Raw genomic sequence first — 26,243 nt, 5'->3', positions numbered from 1 at the left:
GCGATGCCCGAGTTGCAGCGGCTGCGTGCCGAACACGCCACGGCGGTCCTGGATTTCGAACTGGCCAACCGTGCCTGGTTCGCCGCCTCGGTCCCCGACCGCGGCGATGCCTTCTTCGACCGGTTCACCGACCGGTACGACGCCCTGCTGGCCGAACAGGAGGCGGGCGTCTGCGCCTTCCATGTACTCGTCGCCGAGGACGGCTCGGTACTCGGCAGATTCAACCTGGTCGACATCGAGAACGGTTCCGCACAACTCGGCTATCGGGTCGCCCAGCACGTCGCCGGCCACGGCGTGGCGACCGCGACCGTACGGCAGCTGTGCCGGTCGGCGGCGGACCGCTACGGCCTGCGCACCCTGCGGGGGGCCGTGGCCCACCGCAACGCCGCCTCCCGGAAGGTGCTGATCAAAGCCGGGTTCGTTCCCGTCGGTGCGGCCGCCCCGGACGACCTGAGCGGTGAACCGGGCACCTGGTACGAGCGCGACCTGTCGCACTGACCGGCAAGAAATCCGGGGCGGAGCCCCGGAAACGGGACGGGCAGGGAGGGCCTAGGCCATCTGACGACGAACCAGCTCGTGCAGGCGCCCGGCCGGGTTCGCCAGCAGTTCGGCCGGTGCTCCCACCTCCGCCACCTTGCCGTCCTCCATCACCACCACCCGGTCCGCGTCCATCACCGTGGACAGCCGGTGGGCGATGACGATCCGTGTCGCGTTCAGGGCCCTCGTGCTCTCGATGACCGTGCGCTGGGTCTCGTTGTCGAGGGCGCTCGTGGCCTCGTCGAAGAAGAGGATGCGGGGCCGGCGGATCAACGCCTGCGCGATCATCAGACGTTGCCGCTGTCCGCCGGAGATCGCGCCGTTGCCCTGGACGATGGTGTGCAGACCCATCGGCATGCGCTGGATGTCCTCCGCCAGGCCCGCCATCGCGGCGGCCGCCATCGCCTCCTCGGGCGTGTACGGCTCGGTGCCGCAGATGACGTCCAGGATCGATCCGGTGAACGGCTGGGCGTGCTGGAGCACGACACCGCACTGACGGCGTACGGCGGACTGGTCCAGTGCGCCGAGGTCCTGGCCGTCGTACAGGACGCTCCCGGAGACCGGTTTGTCGAAACCGATCAGCAGGCGCAGCAGGGTCGACTTCCCGCAACCGCTGGGGCCGACGATCGCCACGAACTCCCCGGGCCGGACGGCGAAGGACACGTCGTCCAGCACCAGCGGGCCGTCGTCCGCGTAGCGGAAGGAGACCCGGCGGGCCTCCAGGGCGCCGGACAGCACACCCGGCCGGGTGCTCGCCGTACGGACCTCCGGCGTCGCCTCCAGCACCGGCTTGATCTCCTCGAACAGCGGCAGCACGGCCACCGCCGACACGAAGGCGCCGGTCAGCTGGGTGACCGACGTCAGCAGCATCGTCACCGAGGTGTTGAAGGTCAGGAACTCGGCCGCCGACATCGAACCGCGTGCCGGGCCCGCCAGCAGCATGAACATCAGCAGGGTGCACAGGGGCAGGTACACCGAGCCCAGCACCGTGTTGAGGTTCTTGATGCCACCGACTTTCTGCTGGAGCTCCCGACTGCGCGCGAACTCGCCTGCCCAGGCCGCGTACGCGTAGTTCTCGGCGGCCGCCACCCGGAGCTTCGGCAGCCCCCGCAGGGTCTGGAAGGCCTGGTTGTTCAGCTTGTTGCCCAGCACCACCAGACGGCGCTGCCAGCGGACCTGCCACAGACCGAGGCCCAGGAAGACCGTCGCCACCACGACCAGCATGCCGATCGCCGCCAGCGCCATCGGAACGCTGTACCAGAGCAGCAGGGCGAGGTTCACCGCGCCGACGGTCACCGACTGGGCGACCACCGGGCCGACGCCGGCCAGCGTGCGGCGGATCGCGCTGATGCCCATGGCGGCACTGGCCAGTTCGCCCGTGGAACGCGAGGTGAAGAACTTCGTCGGGAGCCGCAGCAGACGGTCCCAGACCGCCGGCTGGAGGGTGGCCTCGATACGGCCCTCCAGACGCAGGATCGTCAGGTTCTGCAGCAGCAGGAACGCTGCCGACACCACACTCGCGAGCATGATCGCCAGACAGACCTGCACGATCAGGTCCTCCTGCGCCTTCGGCACGTACTCGCCGAGGATCCTGCCCGTGGCGATCGGCACGAGCGAGCCGAGCACGACCGTCACCAGCCCGCTGAGCAGCAGGCCCGTCATGTCACTGCTCGTCCCGTGCAGGCTGAACCGCATCAGCCGCAGCGGGCTCGGCACCCGCTCGGGCAGCGGGCGGTAGAACATCACGGCACGCGGCTCGAACTCGGCCGCGTTCGCCTTCTCGATCGGTGTCTCCCGGCCGGACGACGGCTGGACGGCCACATAGCCGCCGCGCCGCCACAGCAGTGCCACCGGCGCACCGGACAGCGCCCGGTGCCCCACCAGCGGGCCTACGTTCTCCCGCCACCAGCTCCCGGTGAGGCGGACGGCACGGACCCGGACCCGGGAGGCGAGCGCGATGCGCTCCACCGGGTCGAGCCGGTCGCTCTCGGTGCCGCTCTGCGCCGGCTCGGAGAGCGAGATCCCCGCAGCCCGGGCGACCAGCCCGCAGGCAGCGTACGTGGCGTCCGCGTCGGCCGCCGTCGTACGCCGCTGCGCGGAGGACTTGCCGATGGAGGCGAGCAGCGTGCGGTCGGCCTGGGCGCGTACGGCCTCACCGGCCTTGATCCCGGCGGCCGCACGGTCCTCGTGGGTGCGCTCCAGCTGCTCGATCCAGCGGTCCAGCGTGGCCAGCAGTCGGTACTGCTGGTCGACCATGCTCTGCCAGACCCCCGGGTCCATCAGCAGATCGGCCGCCGCCTCCGCCCCGTACAGCGCGCCGTACTGGACGCTGCCGGGCGGCACCCGCATCCAGAACACGTCGTCGTCGGTGGGCGCGGCGGCCTGCTCGGTGGCCATCGGCGCCTGGAAGAGGATGGACAGGCCCCGGCCGACGCCCAGGGCGAGGGCGTATTCGAGGGGGCTCGTCTGCGGGGGCACGAGCTGCGGGTTGCCCCATTCGTCGTACGACCAGGTCTCGGTGCCCGCCCGCTGGTACAGCTCACGCAGGCCGATGCGCCGAACCACGCAGTCGCGCAACGGGCGGGCGACCAGCGTGTGCTGGGGCCCGGTGACCGGACCGAGCAGCAGCGAACCCGCTTCCAGGCGGCCCAGATGGTGCCAGTGGCCCTGCTGGACGGCGTCCACCGCGAACAGGTCCAGCGCACCGGAGGCCACCAGCCACAGCGTCTGCGGCCCTTCGAGGTCCAGACGGGTGTGGCCGGCGCAGTCGAGGGGGGTGCCCATCCCGCCGAGCGCGCCGAGGACGACGTCGCCGTCGTAGCCGCCCTGACCGCCTTGGCCCTCGTGCACGGAGGTCATCTCATCGCTCCCTGACCAGCTGGGCGTACGCGTCGCCGCGTGCCACCAGCTCCTCGTGCCGGCCGCGCTCCACGATCGTGCCGTGCTGCAGGACCACGATCTCGTCGCTGTCGCGGACCGTGCTGAGCCGGTGGGCGATCACCACACAGGCGCAGCCGCGCTTGCGCAGGTTGTCCATGACGGTCAGCTCGGTCTCCGCGTCCAGCGCGCTGGTCACCTCGTCGAGGACCAGGATGCTGGGCCTGCGGACCAACGCACGGGCGATCTCCAGGCGTTGGCGCTGCCCACCGGAGAAGTTGCGGCCGTCCTGCTCGACCCTGCTGTGGATGCCGCCCGGGCGACGCGTCACCACGTCGTACAGGGCCGCGTCGCGCAGCGCCTCCACCACGGCCTCGTCGGGGATCGAGGGGTCCCACAGGGCCACGTTGTCGCGGACGGTGCCCTCGAAGAGGAACACCTCCTGGTCGACGAAGGAGACGGAGGCGGCGAGGGCACCCCGGGGGATGTCCTCCAGACGGCGGCCGTCGATGCGGATCACGCCCTCCCACGGGGTGTACAGGCCCGAGATCAGCCTCGACACCGTCGACTTGCCACTGCCGGAGCCGCCGACCAGCGCCACCTGCTGCCCCGGGCCCACGGTGAGGTCGAAGCCGGTGAGCAGGGGCTTGTCGAGGGGGCTGTAGCCGAAGGTGATGTTCTCCAGCTCGACGTGGCCGTTCAGCCGACGCGTGGACTCGGCGGCGTCCGGGCGGGCGTACAACGGGTCGGCCTGGAAGTTCTCCACGTCCTTCAGCCGGGCCACGTCGGCCGCGAAGTCCTGGATACGGCCCGCCACCCCGTTGAGGCGGGTGAGCGGCGCCGTGAACCGGGTGACCAGCGCCTGGAAGGCGACCAGCAGACCCACGGATATATGGCCCTCGACCGCCCGCATACCGCCGATCCACAGGATGAGCGCGCTGTTGAGCGTGGCCAGGGTCGGGGCGACGACCCCCAGCCAGGCGCTCGGCACCCCGAGTCGCTGCTGTTCCTCCAGCGTGGTGGCGTGCTGCCCGGCCCACTTGCGGAAGTAGCCCTCCTCGCCGCCGGTCGCCTTCATCGTCTCGATCAGCTGGAGCCCGGTGTACGCCGTGTTGGTCAACCGCGCGTTGTCCGCGCGCAGCTTCGCCGTACGGGTCGCGCGCAGCCGGATCACCACCCGCATCGCCACCACGTTCAGCAGGGCCACCGCGACGCCGACGGCGGTGAGTTGCGGGTCGTACGTATAGAGGAGCACGGCGTAGAGGACGACCACGACCGCGTCGACACCGGCCGCCGCGAGGTCCCGGGCGAGGGTCTCGGCGACCGCGTCGTTGGACTGGAGGCGCTGGACGAGGTCCGCGGGGCTGCGCTGCGAGAAGAAGGTGACCGGCAGACGCAGCAGGTGCCGCAGGAAGCGGGCGCTGGAGAGCGTGGAGGAGATCAGCCGGCCGCGCAGCAGGTTGGCCTGTTGCAGCCAGGTCAGCAGGACGGTCAGCAGCACGCACGCGCCCATGGACGCGAACAGCACACCCAGCAGGGAGGTCTGGCCGCCGATCAGGAACATGTCGATGTAGGTGCGGCTCAGCGCGGGGACGGCCGCGCCGACCGCCACCAGCAGCAGGCTGGCGAGGACGGCGGCGGGCAGGGTGCCGGAGGTGCCGCGCATCCGGGCGGGCATGGCGCCGAGCACACCGGGCTTGCGGCCGCCCTTCTCGAACTCGTCGCCCGGCTCCATGACGAGGACGACACCGGTGAAACTGGCGTCGAAGTCCTCCATCGGCACGAACCGGCGGCCCTTGCCGGGGTCGTTGATGTGGACGCCCCGCCTGCCGAAGCGGCGGCCCATGCCGTCGTAGACGACGTAGTGGTTGAACTCCCAGAACAGGACCGCCGGTGCCGTCACCTCGGCGAGGGCGGCCACGTCCATCTGCATGCCCTTGGCGGTCAGGCCGTAACTGCGAGCCGCCTTCAGCAGGTTACTGGCGCGCGAGCCGTCCCGGGACACGCCGCAGGCGATGCGGAGCTCCTCCAGCGGGATGTGCCGTCCGTAGTGGCCGAGCACCATGGCGAGGGACGCGGCGCCGCACTCCACGGCCTCCATCTGCAGGACGGTCGGCGTGCGGACGGTCCTCCGCCTGCCCTTGGGCACCGGGCGCTTCGGCGGCGCCGCCTTGCGTCTGCCGCGCGTGGGCGGCCGGGCGGTGTCCTGGGACGCGGTCACGGGAGCAGCCAATCGATCGGACGCTCGTCGGCCAACCGGATCGACGCCGTCGCCATGGTCATGGAGGTCAGCTCGAAGGGCGGCCCGTCCTGCGAGGACCACCGGTAGCCCGACTCGGTCGACGCCGAGCGGTCCAGTCGTACGGTGACGGCCACCGGCCGGCCCTTCTTGGTGAACTGCTCGCCCAGCTGGGTGTCGCCGAGGAACGCGCCGATGGACTGTGGGGTCTGCGCGGTGCGGTCCACCTTCTTCACATGGCCGCGCAGCACGCCGTAGCGCTGGGTGGGCGCCGACTGCACGGTCAGGTCCACCTCGGCGTCCTTCGGGATCGAGGCCGCGTTCTCGGCGGGGACGTACACGGTCGCGTAGAGCGGATCGTCGGCGTCGGCGACCTTCTCGACGGCCGCGACGTTCGCACCGGTCTGGATGATCTGGCCGATCGTGGCGGCGAGGGCGGAGACCCGGCCGGCCGCGACGGAACGCACGACCTGCTCGCCGTCGGCGGTGGCGACCTTGAGGACGGGGGCCCTGGCGGGCAGCCGCTCGCCCTGCTTCGCGAGGACGGCGGTGACCTGGCCGGCGACCGGGCTCTGGAGCACGTAACTGCCCTGCCCATGGGTGAGGACGGCAGGCGCGCCGACCGTGGAGGCGACGGAACCCGTGACGGCCCACACGGAGGCGGCGGCCATCGCGACCACCGTCACGGACAGCACCAGCCAGCCCTGGGGGCGGGCGAAGCGCACCGGGAGGTCGAGTTCCTCGGGCGACTGGAGCTTGGCGAGGGCCTGTTGGCGGAACTGCACGGGACTTCCCTTGTAGGGCTTCAGCCTTGTAGGACTTCAGGGCACCCCGAGAGTCCCGGAACCTGTCAGGCGGTTCCGGGACTCAGCGGCACTGGGGGTCGATCAGAGACCGGCGACCAGGCTGGTGACCGGGGCGGTGTTCAGACCGGTGACACCCTCGACAGTGCCGACGGCGGTGTTGACCAGGCCGGAGACCGGGGCGACGCCGTCCACCAGGCCGGTGACGGTGCCGACGGCGTTGACCGAGAGGCCACCGGAGACGGCGTCGAGGGCGGCGTCCGAGATCTCGGCGGTCTCAACCTGGGGGGTGGAGTTCATGATGGAACTTCCCTTCGTATAGCTATTCATAAGGGGGGAGCGGCCCCCTTCTGGGGGACAGAACGACGGCCGCGCACGTGGGTGCCCGCTTCTCGATCCGGAGAGCTGGCTGCTTCCGTCTCCGAGAGCTCGGCGGCCCCCGCGGTGCGATGGATATAAGCAGATCGCCGCCGCGCACATCCAATCAACATGGCCTCCCACCAGCGCACTTGGTGACCATGACGGTTCATTGGTGCAGGCTTGCGCACGGCTTGGGGGCGACTTCTTCACATGGATAGCGGGATCGTCATACGCCCTTCATTGCCTGCAGGAAAACGAATTGGACAGTCCCGCCTCAAAGGCACGGCACGCGAATCGCGCCTGTGCAGAACTTCCGTCGCCCGTGACCCCGCTGAGTATTCGGTGTGGAGATTCCCCGCAGCCGGTTTCCCGATCACCGGCGTCGACGGACCGCCACCGAGCGGTAGCCGACGGTGTCGACGCGGAGCCGAGGAGGGGGTGGGCCGCCGGTGCAACAAGGCCCCCACGGGGCGCGCGGGCGGGAAGTCGTGAAATGGCAGGCCAACGAGGGGCGTGGCGTGCTTTGCGAAATGGAAGATCGGAATCATTCCGTGGAGCGTTGAACGCCCCCTCGGAACCATCCGTACCAACTGGCAACCAGGCGCCCCCAGTTCACCCGCCGGACGGCGGTACGGACCCCGTCCCCAGGAGGTCAAGAGTTGAGTCACAAACGAGCCACCAAGCGCAAGGCGTTCATAGCCGCAGGCGGTGTGGCGGCGCTCGGCGCGGCAGCCCTCGTCCTGCCGAACGCGATGGCGTCGCAGACGGACGCCAAGGGCGCCGCCCCCAAGACGCTCGCCGCGAGTGACGCCTCGGATCTCGCCTCCCGGCTCCAGGACCTGCTCGGTGAAGCGTTCGCAGGCGCGTACTACGACTCGGGCGAGCAGCGCCTCATCATCAACGTCATCGACGGCCTTCAGATCGAGGGCGACGACAACAACGTGATCATCCAGGCCCAGGAGGCCGGCGCGGAGGTCCGTGAGGTCGAGAACAGCTGGTCCGAGCTGTTGAAGGGCGCGGCCACGCTGAAGGAGGAGGCCACCGTCCCGGGCACCGCCTGGGCGATCGACCCCCGCACGAACAAGCTCCAGGTCACCGCCGACTCCACGGTCACGGGCGAGAACTGGGACACCATCGAGTCGACGGTAAAGTCGCTCGGCGCCGGCATGGCGACCATCAAGAAGTCCGCCGGGACCTTCAAGCCCTTCCTGGAGGGCGGCGACGCCATCTTCGGTGGCGGCGCCCGCTGTTCGGCCGGCTTCAACGTCGTCAACGCCGAGGGCGCCCCGGCCTTCCTGACCGCCGGTCACTGCGGTGTCGCGGAGGCCGAGTGGTCCGAGGAGGAGAACGGCGCGCCGATCGGCACCGTCGACGCGGCGACTGCCACGTTCCCCGGCGCCGGCGACTTCGCCCTGGTCAACTACAACGACCCGGCGACGCAGGCGGCCAGCACGGTCGACCTCGGCAACGGCCGGACGGTCGACATCAACGCGGTCGGCGAGGCGGCGGTCGGTCTCCAGGTCTTCCGCATGGGCAGCACCACCGGGCTCGCCGACGGCCAGGTCACCGGCCTCGAAGCCACGGTGAACTACCCCGAGGGCACCGTCACCGGTCTCATCCAGACCAACGTCTGCGCCGAGCCCGGCGACAGCGGCGGCTCGCTCTTCACCGAGGACGGCCAGGCCATCGGCCTGACCTCCGGCGGCAGCGGCGACTGCACCGTCGGTGGCGAGACCTTCTTCCAGCCGGTCACCACCGCCCTCGCGGCCACGGGTGCCACCCTCGGCGACGGCGGCGCGGGCGCCGGCGAGGAAGCCGCCGGCGGTGCCGGTGACGCCGCGGGCGCCGGCGAGGAGGCAGACGGCGGAGCCGCCGCCGGTGCCGGTCAGGAAGAGGGCGCCGCGGGCGCGGGCGAGGAAGAGGGCGCCGCAGCGGCCGGTGCCGGTGACGAGGCCGGTGCGGGTGAGGAAGCCGCCGCCGGCGCGGGCCAGGAGCACGAGCAGGGTGTCGGCGACCAGGGCGTCGACGAGCAGGGTGTCGACGAGCAGGGCGTCCACCAGTAGGCGAACGCCACCGCATACGTGGGCGACGGCCCGGGGATCAGCGGCCACTGACCCCGCCCGTCGCCCCACGACCCATCCGCCGGCTCACCCACAGCGGTTCCGGCCGGCAGATGGCACGGTCCGGCCCTCCGGCGGGAGGGCCGGACCGCTTCGTCGCCCGCCACGACACATCCGCACCCGACGAAGAACCCCACGACAAGGGCGGCGTCACCCCGCGGAGCGTCCCGTGGCCCGGAGCAGCAGCAGCGCCACGTCGTCCGCCCGCTCCTCCGCCGCCTCGGTCTCCCGTACGAGATCGTCGGCCAGCGCGTCCAACGGCCGCTCCCCGGTCATCGACAGCCGCTCCCCGAGATCCGCCAGCGCGTCCTCGATGTCGACGCCCGGCGACTCGATCAGCCCGTCCGTGTACAGGACCAGCACCGAACCCTCCGTCAGCGCCACCTCCGTCGTCGGGTACGTGGCCGCCGCGTCGATCCCCAGCAGCGGACCGCCCGCGAGGTCGAGCACCCGCACCTTCCCGTCCGGCCGGCGCAGCAACGGCGGCGGATGCCCGGCCCGCGTCATGACGGCCGTTCCGTGCTCCGGGTCCAGCCGCAGATACAGACAGCTGGCGAACAGTTCCGAACCCAGGTCGATCAGCAGCCGGTTGGTGCTGCTCATCACCTCCTCCGGCGTCTGCCCGACGGTCGTGTACGCGCGCACGGCCGTACGGATCTGCCCCATCAGCCCCGCCGCCGTCACGTTGTGCCCCTGTACGTCGCCGATGACGGCCGACGCCCTCCCGTGCGAGAGGACCAGGTCGAAGAAGTCGCCGCCGATGTCCATGCCACGGGTGGCCGGCAGATAGCGGGAGGCAGACTCGATGCCCGGGATGGAGGGCAGCGAGTGCGGCAACAGCGCCTTCTGGAGGCCGTGCGCCACCTGGTGCTTGGCGTCGTACAGCAGAGCCCGCTCCAGTGCCTGGGCGATGAGGCCGCTGAGGCTGGTCAGCACCGCGCGCTCCTCGGCCGGGAACGGATGTGGCTCCGCGTACCCGAGGACCCAGGTGCCCACCGGCCGCCCCGAGGCGATCAGCGGGATGTACGCCCAGGCGCCCAGCCCGTCCGGGGTCTCCTTCCGCAGCGGATACAGGTGCTCCAGCTGTTGCCGGGACTCGAAGAACGCGGGCACCCCGGTGGCCAGGGCGTGTGCCCCGGGCATCGCCGCGGTGAGCGGCATCCCGTCGAAACGCTCCACGAGCTGCGGGTCGGCGTAGCCGCGGTGCCCGAGCACATGCAGGCGCCCGGCGCGTGAGCCGAGCATCACCAGGGCCTGGCTGCCGATGGCCGGAGCGATCTCGTCGGCCACCAGCTCCACCACGTCCTGCACCCCGACCGCCTCGGTGAGCGCGCTCGCCAGCGCCAGCACGTGGTGGATGGTCACCAGCCGGCCCGGTCCGTGGTCCTCCTCCCGCGTCGCGTGCTCGGGCTCGGCGACCGCCCGGGCCCGGGAGATCCGTACGCTCAGCCCGTTGGTCCCCGGATACAGCCGGAAGGACAGCCAGTCGCTCGGCGGCCTCAGCGCCACGAACGACGTCACGTGCTGGCTCATCAGGGCCGCCCGGTACCGGTCCTCGTACGCGGGATCGTTGAGCCACGGCACGGACGCCCACAGCTGGGTGCCCAGCAGGCCGCTCACCGGGATGCCGAGCAGTTCGGCGGTGGCCGCGTTGGCGAAGGTGATCCGCCCGTGCAGATCGAGCGCGCACATCCCGTACGGCAGCCGCGCCACCATCCGCGCCGCCTCCACCGTGCCGAGCGTCCCCGCGACCGTGGTCGTCGACGGCGCAGACAGGTCCGGCTCCGGCCGCACCGGGCGGCCCTCCTCCTCGGCGCGCCGCAGCCGCATCGCGAGCCGGTCGCAGGCCGAGGTCAGCTGCTCCCGCTCGCGCTCGCTGAGTTCGGGCGGGTGGGAGCCGGGCCAGGTCAGGAAGACCGCGCCGTAGGTGGTGTCGCGGGTCGCCACCGGCAGGGCGGCCAGGGCGAACGGGTAGGGCAGGACCACGGCGATCCGGGGATAGCGGCGGGCCATCTGTTCCTCGCCGTTGACCCACACCAGCCGCCGTCCCCGTACGGCCTCGGAGACCGGGACCGGTGAGTTGAGTCCCACCCGTTCCCAGGGCGCGGCGAACGATCTCGGCAACCCCGCCATCACGGCCATCTCCAGGACCGGCTCGTCCGGCGTCAGCAGATACACGGCGCCGGAGTGGGCCTGGACGTCGTCCATCATCGCGGCCAGCGCCAGCGACAGCAGCGGATGGCCGACGCGTCCCGTCTCGACGGTCGTCCGCGCTCCTGACGCGTGGACGTCGGACATGCCGACCACCTCCTCGCACGATCGTGCGACTGACCCCAGGGTCAAGGCTCCTCCCTGAGGGCCGCCCGCGCACGGCGAGCGGCGGCCGCGGACCCTCCGCCGTACCCCCTCTCGCCCACGCCATGCCCCCGCGCTGATGCGCGGCATCGCGCACGGGCGCCGCCAGTGCGCCCCCACGCACCCCGATGGCTGGTTCTTCGCGCCCGGGCGTGGTGGGGGGCGCCAACAATGGGCACGCGCTGAGCGGAGGACATCAGTGGCCGGCAGGCGGAGGGGCGAACGTGATCCGGGTACTTCTCGTGCATGACGAGTGTCTGGTCAGATCGGTGCTGGCGGAGTGGCTCCGCCGGGAACCCGACCTGACGGTGTTCCACGCGTCCTGGCGCGCCGCGCCGGGGCGGGTGCGGACCCTGCGGCCCGAGGTCTGCGCCGCGGACCTGGACTGCGCGGACGCGGTCGGCATCCCGCCGCTCGCCGATCTGCGCGGCGCGGGCGGCCCGGCCCCCGGTCTGCTGGTCCTCGCGCACGCGGGCAGACCCGGCCTGCTCAAGCGCGCGGCGGAGGCAGGTGCCCTCGGCTACGTGGACAAGGAGGGCTCCCCGCAGCGGCTGGTGTCCGCGATCCGCGAGGTCGCCCGGGGGAGACGCTTCGTCGACGACTCCCTCGGCTTCGGCTTCCTCAAGGCCGCCGAGATGCCGCTGACACGGCGGGAGTTGAGCGTGTTATCCCTGGCTGCCGAGGGTGCCTCCGTCGCGGAGATCGCCGGCAGCCTGCACCTCTCCCACGGGACCGTGCGCAACTACATGGCCGCGATCACCCGCAAGACGGGGGCGCGCAACAGGATCGACGCGATCAGGATCTCGCAGGGGGAGGGGTGGCTCTGAAACGCCGGAGGAGCTCACCGGCGTAAGAACCGGGGACCAGGCACCGACCAGGTCCCGGTACAGCGGTGAGCGGGCCAGGAGTCCGTCATGGTCCCCGTACGCGACGGACCGTCCGTCCATGACCAGCACCCGGTCCGCGCGGCGGGCCGAGCTGAGGCGGTGCGCGACGACCACGAGGGTCGTGCCCGGCCGCCTCGCGAAGGCCCGCTCCGCGCGTTCCTCCGCCTCCGCGTCCAGGTGACAGGTCGCCTCGTCGAGGATCACGACCTCCGCGTACGACAGGTACGCCCGCGCCAGCGCGACGAGTTGCCGCTCCCCGGCGGACAGCGCGCCCGGGTCGACCTCTCCGGCCGGGCCGCCCAGCCGGACCATCACCTCGGTGAGCCCCACGGCCTCCGCGGCGGCCCACAACTCGTCCTCGGGCACGGGTTTCGGCCGTAGCTCGCCGAGGTTTTCCGCGAGGGATCCCCCGAAGACGTACGCCTCCTGCGGGATGAGCACCCGGTGTGCGCGGGATGTGGCGCCGGGTACCGGCCGCCCACACAAGTGGACGGTGCCGTGCCGGGGGCGCAGGAGACCGGCGACGATCCCGGTGAGCGTGGACTTGCCGACGCCGCTGGGGCCGACGACGGCCAGGTGCGTGCCGTGGGGGAGGCGGAGGTCGAGGCCGTCGAGGACGGGGGTGCCGGAGGAGCCGTAGGCGAAGGTGACGGAGGCGAGGGAGAGGGCGTCGTCGGAGGCCGCCTCGTGCGGGCCGGCCGCGTGGTCGGCGGCGTCGCCGGGGACGGTGGAGTGCGTCGGCGACGGGGTGCGCGTCGAGGGCCGCGGGGTGTCCTCCGGGGGCCGAGGGGCGGGTGCCGGGGCCAGTCTGCGGAGCACCACCGCGAGTCGGGAGCCGCTGGTGCCCAGGCCGTGGACCAGGTTCTGCAGGGCGGGGAGGAGGGACTGGGTGACGTAGGCGAGGGCGCCGATCAGGGCGCCCGGCGTCACCCCCTGGTCCAGGAGCCGAGGGGTGGCCACCAGGAGCAGTACGACGGGCAGTTGGCCACCGATCGCGAGGGAGGCGACCCGTGCGACGCCCCAGCGGGCCAGGGAGCGCGCGGCCCGGAACTCCGCGTCGACGCACCGGCCGGTGTCGGCGGCGACCGTGTCCTCCGCGCCGGCCGCCGTGATGTCCCGCAGCCCCGGGCAGACGGCGCCGAGCCGGTCGGCGAGGGCTTCGTCGGCGACCAGGAAGCGCTCCTGGCGGCGGGCCAGGGGCCTGAGCGTCACCAGGAAGAGGGTCACGCCGGTGACCAGCGGGGGGCCGACGACCAGCAGCAGCGGCGGGGCCAGCGAGAAGAGGCCGACGAGCGCCCCGGCGGAGGTGAACAGGAACGAGCGGGACACCATGACGAGTCCGGCGAAGGTGTCCCGGGCGATCTCCACCTGCTGGGTCAGCCCCGACAGGGCCCCACCGTCCGCCTCCCGGACCCCCCGGTCGACCACCCCGCGCACCAGCCGGTCCCGCAACGCTTCCACGAGCCCCGCCACGCACGCGTACACCCGCCAGGTGCCCAGCGCCCCGAGCACCACCGCCCCGGCTGCGGCCCCGAGCCAGCCCAGGCCGACGCCCGCCCGCCCCGCGAGGAAACCGTCGTCGAGGGCTCGCGCGAGGGCGTACCCCATGAGAAAGGTCTGCCCCGTCTCCAGCACGGACCACAGCACCAGCCGCACGACGACCCACCCCCGCCGCCGAAGAAACCGGAGACCCCGGCGGATGAGCCCCGGCGGATCGACGTACGGTCGCGCCGCCCCGACGGCGTGCCCGGTCTCCCGCGGCCCGGTCCCCGTCGCGCGGGCGGTGAGCCTGGCCCCCGCCGGTCCGCCTTCGTGCCCGGTTCGGGTTGTGCCGGTGGCGGGCCCGGTCCCGGTCGTTCCGTCGGCGGGCCTGGTTCGGGTGATGTCGGTGCCGGGCCTGGTTCGGGTGGTCTCGGTCGCCGGGCCGGGCTTCGTCGCTTCGTCGACATGCCCGGCTTGGTTCGTGCCGCCATCGTGCCGGGGGCGCCGCGCGCCGGTTCCGGGGCCCCCGGCGGGCCCTCGTCCTCCCTCGGTCTTCTTCACCGGCCCCCTCCGCCCGGCGCGCCCTGCGCCGAGGTGTCGTCGTGAGCCGCGGTGTCGCCCCGGTCCTTGTCGGTCGGGGCCCGTGTTCCGAACAGTTCCCGGTACTCCGTGGTGCGCCACAGCTCCGTGTGCGGTCCCACCGCCCGCACTCTCCCCTTCTCCAGCCACACCACGGTGTCCGCGCGGGCGGCCGTGGTGACGCGGTGGGCGACGAGCAGCCGGCTGCCACCGTTCGTGGGGCGAAGAAGCGCGTCGGTGATGTCGTGCTCGGTGAGGGTGTCCAGGCTGGAGAGGGCGTCGTCGAGCACGAGGAGATGACACTCGCGGGCGAACGCGCGGGCCAGGCCCAGGCGTTGGGCCTCACCACCGGACAACGGGGCGTCGGCACAGGGCGTGGCGTAGCCGTCGGGAAGACGGCGGACGAAACCGTCGGCGTGCGCGGCGCGGGCGGCCCCCCGGATCCGGGCGGGGGAGGGGCGGCCGGCGCCGAAGGCGATGGTGTCCTCCACCGACCCACCCAGCAGGGCCGGGCGTTCGAAGGCGTGGACGACCGCCCGGCGCAGCTCACGGCGGTCCAACTCCGGCAGGGGTACCCCGTCGAGCAGCACCTCTCCGTCGTCCGGATCCGTCAGCCGCCCGGCCACCGCCGCGAGCAGTGACTTGCCCGCACCGGACCGGCCCACGACGGCGAACGTGGCACCGCCCGGCACCACCAGATCGACGTGGTCCAGCACGGCACGCCCACCCCGGCGGACGGTCACGGAGCGCAGCTCCAGCCGCCCCGTCCCGCCGGGCGGCAGCGCGCGCGTCCCGTACTCGGTCGCGGGCTCGCTCCGTATCTCGTCCAGGCGCCGGGCCGCCGTCCGCGCGCGGACCAGGCCCGAGAGCTGCCCGACCAGGACGCCGACGCCCGCGGCCAGCACGGCGTAGCGGGACGCGGCCAGCAACTCGCCCACGGACAGGTGCTGTCGGGTGAGCAGGACCCCGGCACCGGCCACGACGGCGAGCTGCAGGAGCGGGGCCACGGTGGCCGCGCGGGCGGCGGCGCGACCCTGGACGTGCCACATGCGGTGCCCTTGGCGGGAGAGTTCGGGCAGTGGGCGCAGGACACGGGAGATCGTGCGGTCGGCCGTTCCGGCGGCCGCGATCGTGCGGTGTCCGGCGACGGCCTCGGCCAGACCCCCCGCGATACGGCCCTGGGCCCGCTGGTAGCGCGCCGCGCAGTCGGAGGAGTCCCGCGCGAGGGCACGCAGTACCAGGGCGAGCGGCGGGGCGCCGACCAGGAAGACCGCCGCGAGCCTCGGGTCGATCAGCGCGAGGGCCACCACCGCGCCCAGGGGCCCGGCGAGCGCGGCGACGAGCGCGGCGCCGGTCGCGGGGGCCGTGCCCGCCTGGGCCGCGTTCCCGACGAGCCGGGCCACCAGGTCCCCCGGGCCGAACCGGGAGCCGGCCCGTGGCCCCACGGCCAGGAGGTGCCGGACGAGTCGGTGGCGCAGCCATGCGGCCGCCCGGGCGTTCGTGGTGCCGCCGAGCACGGTCTCGACCGCGTCGAGGACGGCCGCCGCGAGGACGAGCGCCGCGCACCGCAGCACCCAGGCCGAGCCGTCCGGGTCGCCCGCCAGCAGCAGGTCCAGGGCCCGGCCCAGCGCGACCGGCAGCAACAGGTTCGCCCCCGTCGCGGCCATGGACACGAGCGCCAGGGCCGTACAACGGGGGCCGGAGTGCCGGACGGTCGAACGCAGCAGGGGGACGGACACGGCCGCCGGGCCGCGGGCACCGCCTTCGGTGAGGGTCGTCATACCCGTCCTGACGTGGGACGACCGGATGAACGGCCGGATGAAGGAAAGACGGATGGAGGACGGATGGATGGAGGACGGACGGATGAGCTCCGGAAGGCCCCTCCCCGGACAGTGGGGAGAGGAGCCGTCCGGAGCCGTCGGCGCGGCTCAGCCGCCGTGCCGGTCCGACGGGCGCCCAGGGTGGCCGGGACGCCCCGCTCGGATCAGAGGCAGAGCGTGATGCTGGCCGCGCTCACACAGGACAGCACGCTCAGGGAGCTGGGGCCGCCGGTGCCGGTCGTCTCGTCGGCTTCCATCGTCTGCAGGTCGAGAAGTGCCATGTCGATTCCTTTCGATCGATGGCCCGCGAACGGGCCCTTGTGGGGACGGGGTGGTGCGTCACGACTCCGCCGGACGGCGAAGCCGCGTCAATGGGGCCGTCGTCGCGGCGGCGGCAGGAACGGAAGGTGCGCCGTGGCGTCGGTGTCGGCGGCGGCCTGGGCCGCGCCGAGTGCCAGCAGGCACCCCGCCGTTCCGGTGGCGAGGTCCGTGGAGAGCCGCATCAAGTGGCTGCCGGGGAAGGCCAGTTGTCCCTGGTAGGGCATCGAGTGCCAGCCGAGGGCGGCGACCTGTTCCGCCAGCCGCTCGCGCGGGGCGCCCGACCGGGCGAGGTGCAGGATCATCCCGGCGCGGCCCTCGAACAGCCCCGGCTGCGCGTAGAAGCGATAGGTCGCGGCGGTCAGGACACCGGCCCGGACCCGGGCGTACTCGTCCGGCAGGGGGCCCGTGCCGGTGGCCGTGTCCGTGCCTGCGCCCGTGTTCGTGGCCGTGCCTGGGCCGGTGGGCGTGCCGGTGTCGGTGAGACCGCACGCCGTCAGGTGGTCGTCGAGCACCATCGCGACGCCCACGCTCCCGTCGCCGAGGTACGGCATGGTCCGCCACCCCTCGTCGACGGCCAGCCCGCCGTTCTTCTGCTCGACGAGGCACTGCAGGTCCTGCGACAGCGCCTCGCCCGCCGCGTCGAGCCACGCGCGCTCGCCCGTCGCCTCGTACCGGCGCAGCAGGAACAGCGCGGGTCCGCTCGCGCCGCGCAGCAGGCCGGCTCGGCGGCGGGGCGGTGCGGGCCGGGGCTCGGCGAGACGGTGCACGAGGAGGTCGGCCGCCCGTGCCGCGTGGTCGCGCAGCGCGGACTCACCGGTCGTCCGCGCCAGTTCGTCGAGGACCAGACCGAGCCCGGCGAGCCCGCCGCGCAGGTCGGTCGAGAGCTTGTGCCACTGCTCGCCGAGGACCTGCTCCACCAGGTCCAGGGCCCGCTGCCGGTGCCCCAGCCGCTCCAGGGTGTGGGCGACGCCCGCGAGACCGTCGTACAGACCGAGCGGGGTGCCGATCGGCACCGGGTCGGTGTGGTCGAGCAGCCAGCGCTCGCCCTCCTCGTAGCGCTCGGCGCCGACCTCCGCGAGCGCGTACAGCACCCCCGCCGCGCCGTGCGCCAGCCCGAGACCGCCGCCGTCGGAGAACTGGGCGACGTCGCCGGGGAAGAGCCGGTCGTCGCGCTCCGGTGTCGCGGAGGCCAAAATCGCCTTGACCATGGAGTCACGGCTGTAGGGCCAGTCGCCGGGCTCTGCGAGGGACCAGCCGGCCTCCACACCGGCCGCCACGGCAGCCCCGGTCGCGGGGGCCCGGGTCCGCGCCACCGGTGCGGGCGTCGGCGCACCGGTGCGGGTGCGGGTGCCGGTGCTGATACCTAGGTCGGTGTCACGGGTGATCTCCGCCACCGCCTCGTCCAGGAAGGCGCGCGGCACCTGCGGGAACTGCTCCGCGATCACCGCCGCCAGATGCGAGGCCTTCTCCCGCTCCACCACCAGCAGCGAGGTGACCGGCAGGAAAAGCGCGAGGCGCAGGCAGGCGAGGGCGTAGCGGTCGACGTCCGGGCCCGTGCGGTCCGGGGGCGCCAGGAATCCGGGGTGGGCGACGACCTGGCGGCCGTTCTCCTCGGCGGGCGCCGCCGCCTCGAAGTCCAGCAGCGACACCGAGTGCTCGTCGGGGGCGACCATGATGTTGAAGACGTGCAGGTCGTTGAAGACGATCCCGCGTGCGTGCACGGCCTCGACCGCCTCCTCGACGGCCTGGTGGACCCGTAACGCCCACACCGTGTACGCGGCGACCGCGCCCGGTTCGGGGTCGGCGGCGAGCAGAGGGTGCCGTTCGGCGACGTAGGAGTTGAGCGGGCGGCCCTCGACGAAGTCCATGACCAGGAAGCGGTGGTCGCCCAGGGTGAACCAGTCGCGGACCTCGGGCACGACCCCCAGGCCGGCCAGCCGTTCCAGGGCGGCCTTCTCCCGCTCCAGCCGGGTGACCGCGTCGGCCCCGTCGGCGGCCAGCCCGGCGTGCGGGCGGCCCTCCTTGAGGACGACCCGGCGCCCGTCGCGGGTGTCGGTGCCGACGTACACGCCGCCGCCGTTGGAGAAGTGCAGCGCCTTCTCGATGCGGTACGGCAGCTCGCCGACCGTGGTCGTGTTGCGTGCCGCCAGCTGCGGCTCCAGGAACGCGGGCAGGGTCACCCAGTCGGGGACGTGGAACGTCGGCTTGCGCTGGTCCGGCACCAGGGTGCCCGAACCGTCGCGGACGGCCGGGACGAGCGTGCCGCGTTCGTCGACGACGAAAGAGCGGGCGAAGGCGCCGTAACGGACGTACAGCGGTCCGTCGTTCCAGCGCAGGTCGGTGAGGATGTACGGCCCCTCGAAGCCCTCCAGGAGCGCCCCGAGCTCGCGCAGGACGAGGTGCAGCTGCTCCTCGTCGGCCGGGTAGACGGTCACGAACTTGCCGCTGGTGTCGCGGGCCGCGTACTTCGCGTTGCGCAGGTGCAGCAGATGAGGGCCCGGCACGAACTTGAACGGGATCCGGCGGGGCACGCAGTAGTCCCACACGATCGCCGCGACGCGGTCCGCGTTCCCCCGGGTGGCGGAGGCGTGCACTTTCCATCCCTGGGTGGGCCCGGGACGGGGCCGCCCGCCGTCGTCGACCGGGGTCAGCGTCAGCCAGTCCCCGATCCGGGCGGCCCGCCAGCCCTCGGGGACCGCGCGCCCGGCCGTCTCGTAGCCCGGCGCCGTGGTGCCGGCGCGGTCACCGGCCGACAGCCGGTCGGGTGTCTCGTAGAAGTGTCGGTCGGCCAGCGCATACGCCTCGTACCGCTTGTCCATGCGTGTCCCCCGGGTCGTGTGCCGTCACTGCCGTCGCCCCCTGGGCCGGGTGATGACGAGCCTTCCAGCCCGGCCTGGTCCCCGACAGTCACGGCTGTCACGAGTGACCCGTCACGGCTGTCACGCGACCACTGTGCGGAACGCACGCGTAAAGATCTGTTCGGCTTCCTTCGAACCCTGGGGGCCTTCTCGCGGCAGGCCCCCGGACTGGCGGAACGGTCCCAGGGGCTGCGCGAGCGTGCCGGAAGCGCTGTAATTACGGACGTGGTCAGTGAGGGCGCTGCGGAACAGGGAACGAGGACGCTGCGTGCCGAACTCGCGCTCAAGACGCTCGGCGGCGATCTCGATCCGCGCGAGCGGCTGCACGCCATCCTCGAACAGGTGCTCGTGTTCACCAGTGCGGCCGTCGCCGCCGTGTATCTCCCGGACGGTGAGGGCGAGGCGCTCTCCCTCACCGCCTCCGCCGGCGTGCCGAGGAACCTGTACGGGCTCTCCGACACCTATCCGGCCTCGGGCACCGCTCCCGTCGCCGAGACGTGCCGCTCGGGCCGCCCGCGCTGGCTCGTCTCCACCGCCCCGCACCAGAACGGCGACCTGCTCCAGAACGCCGACCTGCTCCGGGACGCCGATGTCCCCGAGGGTGCCGGTGTCTCGGAGGGCACCGACGTCCCCGAAGGCGCCGGTGTCTCGGAGGGCGCCGGTGTGTCCGAGGGCGCCGACGTCCCCCAAGGCACCGAGGGCCCTGGCCTTCCCAAGGGTGCCGACCTCCCCGAGGACGCCGACCTCCGCCGTGTCCACCCCGAGGGGTTCTCGCTGGGCGTGCTGCCGCTGCGCGAGCGCGGCTGTCTGGTGGCCGTCGGTGACGGCACGGACGCCTTCGACGCCGAGGACCGGCGCTGCCTCGGTCTGCTCGCCGAGGCGGCCGCCGGAGTCACCCCCGCCCCGCCCGCCGGACACGGGGCCTCGTTCGACCTCGTCATGGACACCGGGCGGGTCGAGGTCGACGACGGGCTGCTGGACCTGTTCGGCATCGGCCGGGACGACTTCGACGGCCGGGTCGAGACCCTGATCGCGCTGACCGTGCCCGAGGACCTGCCGGCGCTGATGTCCGTCGTGGAGGCGGACCACATGTCCATCGGGGACCGGGAGCTGGAGTTCCGCATCCTCCAGCCCTCCGGCGAGCAGAAGTGGCTCCGGCTGCGCGGCCGGATCCTGCCCGGCGGCGAGAACCGGCCCGGCGGCGAGAACCGACCCGCCCGTCTCGTCGGCACCGTCGCCGACGCCTCCACCCTGCTTACCGGGCGCGGCGACGTGGCCCGCATCCAGCGCCTCGCCGCCGCCCTCGCCACCGCCGGCACGGTCCGGGACGTCAGCCAGGCGGTGGTGACCGCCCTGCGCAAACCGCTCCTGGCCGACCGGATGGCCCTCGCCGAGCTGGAGGGCGACCGCCTGGTCGTCACCGTCCTCGACCCGCCGCAGTCGGAGTTCTGGCCCGAGGTGTGGCGCGCCGAGTGGCGCTCCGAGTGGCCGGACGCGCCCGTACGCACCATGCCGACCCTCGCCGCCGCGCTGCGCGAGGGACGCGCCGGGATCTGGCCCGCCGGAGCCGATCTGGAGCCCGCCCTGGCCGACGTCGGCCCCGGCGGTCTCGCCGTCCTCCCGCTGCCCGCCGGCGGCCGGATGGCGGGGGCCTGCCTGATCGGCTGGGACAACCCCCACGACTTCGGCCCCGAGGAACGCGCCCTGCTCACCGCCGCCTCGGGCCTGGCCGGGCAGGCCCTGATGCGGGCCCACGCCTTCGACGCCGAGCACGAACTCGTCGGCATGCTCCAGCGCACCCTGCTCCCGCGCCGACTGCCCCAGCTGCCCGGCGCGGTCGCCGTCGCCCGCTATCTGCCCACCACCGCCGGTCTGGAGGTCGGCGGCGACTGGTACGACGTGATCCCGCTGCCCGACAACCACGTGGCCCTCGTCATCGGCGACGTCCAGGGCCACAACGCGGGCGCCGCCACTCTGATGGGCCAGATGCGCACCGCGCTGCGCGCGTACGCCGTCGAGGGACACCCCCCGGACGTCGTCGTCTCGCACGCCAACCGGCTCCTCATGGACATGGAGACCGACCTCTTCGCCACCTGCTGCTACGTCGACATCGACATGGAGGAGGGCTCCGCCTGGTACGTCCGCGCCGGACACATCCCGCCTGTGCTGCGTCACCCGAACGGCAGCACCGAGATCAGTGAAGCCGAGGGCGGCCCGCCGCTCGGCGTCATGTTGCAGGCCGACTTCCCGATGAGCCCCCTGCGGCTGACCCCCGGCACCCTGCTGGCCCTCACCACGGACGGCCTCGTGGAGTCCGCCGACGTCGACGTCGAGGACGGCCTCGACCAGCTCGCCGCCGAACTGTCCGCCGCCGACCCCGCGCACCTCGGCGTGGTCGCCGACACCCTGCTCGGCGGCGCCAACCGTGACGACGACGTGGCCCTGCTCCTCGTCCGCTACGACGGCATGGCCCTGCGCCCCCAGCGCGAGAACTGGAGCGTGTGGCGCGTCCCCCAGGCGGTCGGCCAGGCCCGCCGCTACACCCGGCGCGTCCTGCGCCGCTGGGGCGTCGACTCCATGGCCGACACCGTGCTCCTCGTGGTCTCCGAACTGGTCACCAACGCCCTCGTGCACACCGACGGCCGCGTCCGCCTCGACCTCACCCTGCTCGCCGACCGCCTCCGGGTCTCCGTCGCCGACTCCTCCCCCCGTACCCCGATGAAACCCACCGTCATCGGCTGGGAGGCCACCGGCGGCCGTGGCATCCTCCTCGTCGAGGCCATGTCCACCGCGTGGGGTTCGGTCCCCGTCAGTGGCGGGAAGCAGGTGTGGGCGGAGATCCCCATCGAGTGACACGCTGGCCGGGTGCGCCTGCTGCTCCTCTCCGACACTCATCTGCCCAAGCGCGCGAAAGCGCTGCCCGCACCGCTCCTCGCCGAACTCCCGCGTGCCGACGTGGTCGTGCACGCCGGTGACTGGGTCGACGAGGACACCCTCGACCTCCTCCGGACCCGCTCACAGCGGCTGATCGCCGTGTACGGCAACAACGACGGCCCCGGCCTGCGCGCCCGTCTCCCCGAGGTGGCCCGCGCCGACCTCGCCGGGCTCCGCCTCGCCGTCGTCCACGAGACCGGCCCCGCCCAGGGCCGCGAATCCCGCTGCGCAGCCCGGTTCCCCGACACGGACGTCCTGGTCTTCGGCCACAGCCACATCCCCTGGGACACGACCGCCTCCACCGGCCTGCGCCTGCTCAACCCTGGCTCCCCGACCGACCGCCGCCGACAGCCCCACTGCACCTACATGACGGCGACGGTGGCGGACGGCGCGCTCACTCAGGTGCGCCTGCACCGACTGCCGCCCAGAACCTGACCCGGGGTCACGCCGTGCCTCTCACCCCGGCGGGGCCGGCGGATGGATCAGCCCGGTCGTCGCCGTCAGCGGCATCCCGCTGCCGCCCCACCTCAGCGCGACGATCTCCGCCGCGACCGACACGGCCACCTCCTCCGGCGTACGGGCGCCGAGGTCCAGGCCGACGGGGGAGCGCAGCCGGGACAGCTCCACGGTGCCGAGCCCGGCCTCCCGCAGCCGCCGGGCGCGATCCTCGTGCGTCCGCCGGCTCCCCATCGCCCCGATGTACGCGGCCGGCCGCCGCAACGCCTCCTCCAGCAGCGGCACGTCGAACTTGGGGTCGTGGGTGAGCACACAGACGACCGTCCGGTCGTCGGTGGCGGTGCCGCGCAGATAGCGGTGCGGCCAGTCGACGACCACCTCCACGCCGGCGGGGAAGCGTTGCGGGGTGGCGAACACCGGGCGGGCGTCACACACCGTGACCCGGTACCCAAGGAAGTCACCGATCCGGGCCACCGCCGCCGCGTAGTCGATCGCGCCGAAGACCAACATGCGGGGCGGGGGCGCGAACGAGTGCAGGAAGACGGCGACGGTGTCCTCACGCCGCTCGCCGTGCGGACCGTAGTGCCGGGTCGCGGTGACCCCCTGAGCCAGCTCCCCGCGAGCGTCGGCGGCCACCGCGGCGTCCAGGCCCGCCGTGCCGAGGGTGCCGAGGGCCCCGTCCGGCCACACGGCCAGCGTGGCGCCGCGCCGCCCCGGGCCGTCGAGCACGGTCGCCACCGTCACCGGGCCCCCGGCCGCCACCGTCTCGACGACCCGCCCGAACGACGGGTCCTCGGCCGCCGTCACCCGGCGCACCAGGAGCGTGATCTCCCCACCGCAGGTCAGCCCGACCGCGAACGCGTCGTCGTCGCTGTACCCGAAGGTCGCCGACCGCGCCTCGCCGGACGCCACGACCTCCTGGGCCAGCTCGAACACCGCGCCCTCCACACAGCCGCCGGACACACTGCCCACGACCTCGCCACCGGGCCCGACCGCCATGGCCGCTCCCGGATCGCGCGGCGCGCTCCGGCTGACCGCGACGACGGTGGCGAGGCCGAAGGGGGAGCCCGCCGCATACCACTCGCCGAGCGCCGGGAGGATCTCACGCATCGCCCGCTCCTCTCGCCACCACCGCGGGACGCCCGAGCGGGCCGGACGGTGGATGTGCCGGGGGGCCGCAGCCCCGGGGGTTCCCTTTCATCCAAGTACGAGGGCCGGGGTACGGCACACCGTCGGGTCGCCCCCGGCTGACGTGCGCACGTGGGCAGGCGGCCGATCGGGTGAACGGTCACCCAGGAGGGCGATGGCTCGCGCCTCTGTTCGGGTGGCCTGAGCCGTCCGCCGCGCAAGGTGCGTTGCCATGCATGGCCTGCGTGCATGGAATGACCATGCTCCTGAGTCCGAGCACCCACAGTCACAACCATCTGGGAGGATGCATGCCCTCAGCCACTGCCCGCGGCGCTGTGACGCTCGGCGCCCTGGCCGCAGCTCTCACCCTGTCGCTCGCCGCGCCGGCCGCGGCGGACGTCGGGGACGAGGACGTCGTGCGGGTCAAGCTCGTCGGTCATGCCGCGTACGACATCGCCCCGGAACACACCGCGCCGGGCGACAGCTGGACCACGTACCTGCACCTGCACGACCCGAAGGGCAAGTACGTCGGCGACGGCGGCTCGCGCTGTGCCGTCGTCGAAGCGGACCAGCACCGGTTCACCGCCCAGTGCACGCGGGTGCTGCGCCTCAAGGGCGGGGAGATCACCCTCCACGACATGATCAGCCGCACGGGTCACAAGCCCGTCACCGCCAAGACCTCCATCGCGGGCGGCACGGGCATCTACAACGACGCCGAGGGCGAGGGCTACATCACCCTGGAGCGCAAGCACATCGTCTTCGACCTCTACGTCGATGACTGACCGGCACACACGCGCCGACGGCGAGTCGGCCGTTCCGCCGTCCGAGTGCACGCTGTCCGACCTGGAGGTTCTGTGATCACATCGGCTGTCCGCAGGGTGGTCGTGGCCGCCCTCGGCACCGCTCTCGCCCTTCTTCCGACGTCGGCGCAGGCCGAGCAGAAGGACGAGGACAACGACATCGAGAAGGTCGAGCTCGTCGGCGTCAACCGGGTCGCCACCTGGCCGTCCCTGGACGGTGTGGTCGGCGGTACCTGGACCACGCCGCTGGACCTGTACTCCGAGCACAAGGTCAAGAAGACGGGGAGGACGGAGTTGCGCCACGCCGGTGACGGCGAGTCGGAGTGCGACGTGGTGCAGCGCCGGGCCCAGACGGTCACCGCCCAGTGCACCCGCGTGCTGCGCCTGAAGAAGGGCACGCTGACCCTCAGCGACATGGTCGACTACCGGCCCATGCAGCCGGTCACGGCCAAGACCGCCATCGTCGGCGGCACCGGGCACTACCGCTCCGCCTACGGAGACGGCTACATCACCCTGGACGGTTACCGGACCCACATCGTGCTGAACGTCGACGAGTGACGCGAGGCTGACCCCAACCGGTGTGGGAGACGTGATCCGCGTCCCCGCACCGGTGCCGTTGCGTGCCGTCCTCAGTCGTTCACGCCGGAGGTCTTCTCGATGAGGCGGGTGAACACGATGAGCGCGCCCAGGGCGGGCAGCAGACCGGCCAGTGTCCACAGGACGCAGAAGCCCGCCGACGCGCCGACCGTCATGAGCAGCAGTGTGGGCGCGTCCTCGGAGATCCCGGCCATCAGCAGCAGGAACACGATGGACAGGATCCCCATGCCGATGATGGTGAAGAACGGCCACAGATAGTGGACGACGGGGAGGAGGCGGGCCTTTCTCGCCTTGCGCAGAAAGGTGTTGTCGCAGGCGCGGGTGATCATCGCCAGGACGGCGAACACGGAGCCGATGATGACGCCCACCATGGACACGGCGACGCCCAGCACCTCGTCCATCGGCAGGTCGTCGTCGTGCCCGATCCAGGCGCCCCCGAGACCGCCGAGCGTCGCGGCCAGCGGTTCCCCCCACCACCAGCTCCGCAGGCTCACATGGACGACCCCCATGAACTCCTTGAAGTACTTGTTCCCCGTGGTGCGTCCCGAGGGCTCCTCCGGGAAGGAGTCGGTGTCGGTCCGCGGTTCTGTGCCCATGCAAGCCCAGCCCGATGGTGGTCCGTCTCGCCGAGCCCCTCACGCACGGCTCGGTCTCTGTCGCGTCACTTCGTCACGGGCCGGGCAGGAGGTTCTCACCACCCCGCCGGAGTCTCTCCGCCTCCACCGCGGCCTCGTACCTGCCCATGTCCCGTATCGCGTCGTACAGCGACGCACAGCGCTCGGCGCGTGTTTCCGGGGGCTTCAGGGCGCTCCTCGGGTCGAAGTCACGTGTGCCTGGCTTGTGTTCACGGAGCTCGCGAAAAGAGCTGTTCACCGCTGGTACCGCCTTTCATGTGTGTCGGACGGACTACGGAACAAAAAGGCGCAAACTGCGCTCAACCATAGGCCGGTTCCGTCGACAAGGCCCTTCGTGGTGACGTTCGGGTGAACATCGGCTGAATTCTGCGGGGTGCGGCGGCTGGTGTCACCCGTTCGGCTCGGAGGGCTCCGCGGCCGACGTGCGGCCCCCGCGCGGTGGTGCGTGGGCAAAG

Annotated in this window: 17 protein-coding genes and 1 pseudogene; 7 read left to right on the top strand and 11 right to left on the bottom strand. The window is 72.8% G+C overall.

Going from position 1 to position 26,243, the window contains the following annotated elements; translation table 11 throughout:
- Positions 1-3: 3 nt before the first annotated feature.
- Complete coding sequence (locus P8T65_RS04450) at positions 4-498, top strand: GNAT family protein (protein ID WP_316724090.1); 495 nt, start codon at positions 4-6, stop codon at positions 496-498.
- A gap of 51 nt (positions 499-549) precedes the next feature.
- Here the strand turns inward: P8T65_RS04450 and P8T65_RS04445 are convergent, their stop codons facing one another.
- The 4 genes from P8T65_RS04445 to P8T65_RS04430 all read right to left on the bottom strand — a co-directional run bounded on the left by P8T65_RS04445 (position 550) and on the right by P8T65_RS04430 (position 6,756).
- Positions 550-3,396 (bottom strand): NHLP bacteriocin export ABC transporter permease/ATPase subunit, encoded by a 2,847-nt coding sequence (locus tag P8T65_RS04445; protein WP_316724089.1) that lies wholly within the window; start codon positions 3,394-3,396, stop codon positions 550-552.
- A 1-nt stretch (position 3,397) separates the two neighbouring features.
- Entirely contained in the window at positions 3,398-5,563 is a 2,166-nt protein-coding gene (locus tag P8T65_RS04440; protein WP_316731475.1) for an NHLP family bacteriocin export ABC transporter peptidase/permease/ATPase subunit, read from the bottom strand.
- Between the two features lie 68 nt (positions 5,564-5,631).
- A complete protein-coding gene (locus P8T65_RS04435) occupies positions 5,632-6,438 on the bottom strand; it encodes an HlyD family efflux transporter periplasmic adaptor subunit (RefSeq protein WP_316724088.1) in 807 nt (268 codons plus the stop codon).
- A gap of 102 nt (positions 6,439-6,540) precedes the next feature.
- Positions 6,541-6,756 carry a hypothetical protein gene (locus P8T65_RS04430; RefSeq protein ID WP_005484006.1) on the bottom strand — a complete coding sequence of 72 codons (216 nt, stop codon included), beginning with the start codon at positions 6,754-6,756 and terminating at the stop codon, positions 6,541-6,543.
- Between the two features lie 719 nt (positions 6,757-7,475).
- Here P8T65_RS04430 and P8T65_RS04425 point away from each other — a divergent pair.
- A complete protein-coding gene (locus P8T65_RS04425; RefSeq protein WP_316724087.1) occupies positions 7,476-8,879 on the top strand; it encodes a S1 family peptidase in 1,404 nt (467 codons plus the stop codon).
- Between the two features lie 207 nt (positions 8,880-9,086).
- On the opposite strand, the gene P8T65_RS04420 is transcribed toward P8T65_RS04425, so the two are convergent.
- Positions 9,087-11,234 carry a SpoIIE family protein phosphatase gene (locus tag P8T65_RS04420; RefSeq protein ID WP_316724086.1) on the bottom strand — a complete coding sequence of 716 codons (2,148 nt, stop codon included), beginning with the start codon at positions 11,232-11,234 and terminating at the stop codon, positions 9,087-9,089.
- Between the two features lie 185 nt (positions 11,235-11,419).
- Here P8T65_RS04420 and P8T65_RS04415 point away from each other — a divergent pair.
- Positions 11,420-12,034 (top strand): annotated as a pseudogene (locus P8T65_RS04415) (LuxR C-terminal-related transcriptional regulator); the annotation flags it as partial.
- Here the strand turns inward: P8T65_RS04415 and P8T65_RS47175 are convergent.
- The 4 genes from P8T65_RS47175 to lanKC form a co-directional block, all read right to left on the bottom strand.
- Positions 11,957-13,825 (bottom strand): ATP-binding cassette domain-containing protein, encoded by a 1,869-nt coding sequence (locus tag P8T65_RS47175; RefSeq protein ID WP_399102966.1) that lies wholly within the window; start codon positions 13,823-13,825, stop codon positions 11,957-11,959. The pseudogene P8T65_RS04415 and the gene P8T65_RS47175 overlap by 78 nt on opposite strands.
- A gap of 392 nt (positions 13,826-14,217) precedes the next feature.
- Positions 14,218-16,020: an ABC transporter ATP-binding protein gene (locus tag P8T65_RS04405; protein WP_316724084.1), complete on the bottom strand. Its 1,803-nt coding sequence runs from the start codon at positions 16,018-16,020 to the stop codon at positions 14,218-14,220.
- Positions 16,021-16,223: 203 nt separating this feature from the next.
- The gene (locus P8T65_RS04400) at positions 16,224-16,340 is read right to left on the bottom strand and encodes a SapB/AmfS family lanthipeptide (protein WP_005483995.1); all 117 of its coding nucleotides are present in this window, start codon (positions 16,338-16,340) and stop codon (positions 16,224-16,226) included.
- Between the two features lie 87 nt (positions 16,341-16,427).
- A complete protein-coding gene (gene lanKC / locus P8T65_RS04395; protein WP_316724083.1) occupies positions 16,428-19,199 on the bottom strand; it encodes a class III lanthionine synthetase LanKC in 2,772 nt (923 codons plus the stop codon).
- Between the two features lie 264 nt (positions 19,200-19,463).
- Here lanKC and P8T65_RS04390 point away from each other — a divergent pair, with 264 nt between their 5' ends.
- Positions 19,464-22,091, top strand: coding sequence for a SpoIIE family protein phosphatase (locus tag P8T65_RS04390; protein ID WP_316724082.1), 2,628 nt, complete (start codon positions 19,464-19,466; stop codon positions 22,089-22,091).
- A 12-nt stretch (positions 22,092-22,103) separates the two neighbouring features.
- On the top strand, positions 22,104-22,607 hold the full coding sequence (locus P8T65_RS04385) for a metallophosphoesterase (RefSeq protein WP_316724081.1): 504 nt from the start codon (positions 22,104-22,106) through the stop codon (positions 22,605-22,607).
- Positions 22,608-22,628: 21 nt separating this feature from the next.
- Here P8T65_RS04385 and P8T65_RS04380 read toward each other — a convergent pair whose 3' ends face one another.
- Positions 22,629-23,738 carry an XdhC/CoxI family protein gene (locus P8T65_RS04380; protein ID WP_316724080.1) on the bottom strand — a complete coding sequence of 370 codons (1,110 nt, stop codon included), beginning with the start codon at positions 23,736-23,738 and terminating at the stop codon, positions 22,629-22,631.
- Between the two features lie 326 nt (positions 23,739-24,064).
- Between P8T65_RS04380 and P8T65_RS04375 the strand changes: the two genes are divergently transcribed.
- Both P8T65_RS04375 and P8T65_RS04370 read left to right on the top strand, forming a co-directional pair.
- The gene (locus P8T65_RS04375; protein ID WP_316724079.1) at positions 24,065-24,538 is read left to right on the top strand and encodes a hypothetical protein; all 474 of its coding nucleotides are present in this window, start codon (positions 24,065-24,067) and stop codon (positions 24,536-24,538) included.
- 72 nt (positions 24,539-24,610) lie between these two features.
- A complete protein-coding gene (locus tag P8T65_RS04370; protein WP_316724078.1) occupies positions 24,611-25,114 on the top strand; it encodes a hypothetical protein in 504 nt (167 codons plus the stop codon).
- A 71-nt stretch (positions 25,115-25,185) separates the two neighbouring features.
- On the opposite strand, the gene P8T65_RS04365 is transcribed toward P8T65_RS04370, so the two are convergent.
- On the bottom strand, positions 25,186-25,749 hold the full coding sequence (locus tag P8T65_RS04365) for a hypothetical protein (protein WP_316724077.1): 564 nt from the start codon (positions 25,747-25,749) through the stop codon (positions 25,186-25,188).
- Positions 25,750-26,243 lie beyond the last annotated feature (494 nt).

The sequence above is a fragment of the Streptomyces sp. 11x1 genome (assembly GCF_032598905.1).
Lineage (GTDB): Bacteria > Actinomycetota > Actinomycetes > Streptomycetales > Streptomycetaceae > Streptomyces.
The sequence above is the reverse complement of the archived record's forward strand: the minus strand, read 5'-3'. Positions and strand labels throughout refer to the sequence as shown.